Source organism: Flectobacillus sp. (genome assembly GCF_049240685.1).
GTDB lineage: Bacteria > Bacteroidota > Bacteroidia > Cytophagales > Spirosomataceae > Flectobacillus.
This window is the reverse complement of record NZ_JBMLSD010000093.1, coordinates 1-3098: the sequence shown is the minus strand read 5'-3', so window position 1 is coordinate 3098 and position 3098 is coordinate 1. Positions and strand designations below refer to the sequence as shown.

Genomic DNA, 3098 nt, shown 5'->3' with positions numbered 1-3098 from the left:
AAAACTAAAAGTCCCACTCCTCGGAGTGGGACTGATATCTTAAAAACTAAAACTAACATTTGCCATTAATCTTCTTGGCATTTGTAGCTCGATGGTGGTCCAGCCGCTGAAGTATTGTTTGTTGGTAAGGTTGTCGAGTTTTAATCCTAAACGCATTTTTGAAATACTATAAAACACTGAAGCGTTCAGCACTGTATAACTTGGTAGCGTGAATACGCCCGTTACCGAATTGTTAGTAATAAGGTTTTCGCTTGCGTAATTTCCTCCCAAGCCAAATCCTAAACCTTTGGCTTTACCTTGAAGAAGTGTGTAGCTAGCCCAAAAGTTAGCTAAATCCGCAGGACCTGCACTTACTGGACGACGGTTGAGTAAACTTTCGGCAACTTTTGTTTGCTTGCTATCATTATGCGAATATCCGAAAATGAGGTTCAATCCTGCAATCGGGTTAGCAATCAAGTCAAATTCGATACCTTTACTAATCTGAGTTCCGTCTTGAACGGTGATGTTATAGGTTTTTCCATCACGAACTACTACGTCTGCACGTGTCATATTGTTGACGGTTATGTCGTAATAACTAGCAGTAAAATTGATTCTGTTTTGCCATAAATCTACCTTGATACCTCCTTCAAATTGGTTAGCCTGTTGAGGCTTGAATGTTCCGCTAATATCGGCCAATGGTTGTGTTACAGGTGCTACATTTCTGAAACCATTCATATAGTTACCAAATACTGCAACTTTATCTTTGATTACTTGATAAACAACCCCTAGTTTTGGCGAAAAGGCATCTTGGTTATAATTACCAGAGGTTACGCCTGTCGCAAAGTTGGTAGTGCCAACGGTTTCGAAGTGGTCATAACGCAAGCTTGCCATTACCATCAATTGCTCGGTAAGATTGAATACATCCGAGGCATAAATGCCATAGGTATTGCTTACGGCCTTTGTTTTGGTTGGAGCAGTGTTGGCTGCAATTTTGGCATCCAGGGCTTGTCTAGTCAACAAAGGATAACGCGGGTCGTTGCTTCTACTGGTATTTACCTGATCGAAAAGTATGTATGCGGTGTTGTTGTTTAGCGCCACTTGTTGTAAATAATCAAATCCGAATAGGAATCTATTTCTGATTTTCCCGATATTAAAATCACCAATAAAGTTTTGTTGTAAATTGGTTGTGGTAACCGTCGAGGTCAAGTCTGCAATGTATCTGCTCACCAAGGTATCATTGGTTGCTTGCAAATACATAATGTACGAATAATACCCGTCTGATTCTCTTACACTTTTGGCGATATTGGTTTGAGATGTCCATTTGTCAGAAATTTTATAATTCGCCTGACCGAAGATATTTAGCGTGTTGTTGGTAATGGTAATATCATTGCTTGTATAAGAACGGTTGTAGTCAAATTGTAATTCACTAGGGTTGGTAGCAATCAGTTTTCGAGAACGATTTAAGAAAATCATTAATGGATTAGTACCAGTTTGAGTCATATACTCGGCCGTTATATTGACATTTAGTTTGTCATTTACTTTATAGCTAAAGCTTGGTGCTACAAAAGTACTTTTTCTAAATCCAGCGTCTTGAAAACTTCCTTGATATTGGTGCGAACCATTCACACGCATCAAAAGCTTGTTTTCTTTATCGAGTGGCGTATTGACATCCAAACTGAGTCTGCTCAAATCATAACCACCAATCGAATAGGATACCTCACCTCCAAAAGTTTCGTAAGGTTTTTTTGTTACAATATTCAATAGTCCGCCAAACGAAATTAAACTACTCCCAAAAAGCGTTCCTGAAGGTCCTTTAATACTCTCGATACGTTCGATGTTTGCGGGGTCAATACCACCGTTGGTTTGTCCTGCTACGCCGTTTACCATGGTTGGCTGTACTGCAAATCCGCGCATAGAAAAGTATCCTGCACCATCGCCACCACGACCCGTTGCCGACCATAGACGATTGACACCTGGGGCATTTTTCAAGGCATCATCAAAGCTTACAATCATTTGTTCTTTCAAAAGCTCTTTACCGATGCTGTTGTAAACCTGTGGATTTTCTAAGTTTTTCAATGGCATTCTGGCAATGTAATCTGTCTCTTTTTGAGCAAATTTGTTCACTCCTCCCGACACAATTACCTCGTCTAATTGCTCAGCGCTTTCTTTTAGAGTAAAGTTTAGTTTAGCATGTTGACCAGCTTTTAAGTCTACTTTTTGCTCTTGTGTCTCCAAACCAATCAAACTTAATTTCAAGGTATATTTTCCTGGTTTAATACGCTCAATACTATACGTACCACTGGCATCTGTTAAAGTACCACGGTTGATTTCAATGAGTTGTACACTTACATACGTTGCTGGCTTTCCGTCAGAAGTTTTGATATTTCCACTGAGTTTTGCTCGCTCATTTTGGGCAAAACACTGCCCAAGGCTTAGGATTCCTAAGACCAAAAAATTTAAAATTACTTTCATTGTTTTATAAAATTAGTGAGTGACAGTTTCTGTCAAAATTTGCTTTTTGCTTGATGTTTCCTTGTTCTTTTTTCGACGACCCCACCAAATGAGGAATCCGCTTATGGGTAAACTCGCACAGATAAGACTCACCACAAAAGCCAATATCTTGGACCATATCCCAAAAATTGACCCTACATGGATATCATAGTTGGCAGCGATTGCTTTTTCTCCAAGGTTTTTATCTTGGTGCTTATGTACATACAAGAGTTTACCAGAATTTTCGTCGAAAAAAAGATTATGATTTTTATGGTAGGAGTAGGATAATTCTTTTACAAAAACCGATAAATTTTCATGTTTATGGTCGTCTAAGTGTTCTTGTCCCAAGTCGATGCGATAGCCGTAGGCATTAGGGAATCGTTGTTCTACTTGTTTCGATATTTTGTCGATTGTTTGAGCGTTTCTTTGCTCAATTGGTGCCGAAGTTTTGTAATTTGAGAAGTCTGGATACTTAGTTTGTCCTCCTGAAAACGTAAAATAGATTAAGGCTTTTACTGCAAAAAAAGAATAAAAAATGCCTGTCATCGCAATTATTAAAGCAAAAAAGGAAGAATAAAATCCTAGGACATTGTGTAAATCATAATTTTTGCGACGCCAGTTTTTTACAT

2 protein-coding genes are annotated in these 3098 nt (G+C 38.6%); both read right to left on the bottom strand.

Annotated elements, in window-relative coordinates:
* Positions 1-39: 39 nt before the first annotated feature.
* On the bottom strand, positions 40-2451 hold the full coding sequence (locus ACOVQ4_RS04385; protein ID WP_421819435.1) for a TonB-dependent siderophore receptor: 2412 nt from the start codon (positions 2449-2451) through the stop codon (positions 40-42).
* Between the two features lie 12 nt (positions 2452-2463).
* The coding region (locus tag ACOVQ4_RS04380; RefSeq protein ID WP_421819434.1) for a PepSY-associated TM helix domain-containing protein at positions 2464-3098 on the bottom strand (635 nt) is incomplete at its 5' end.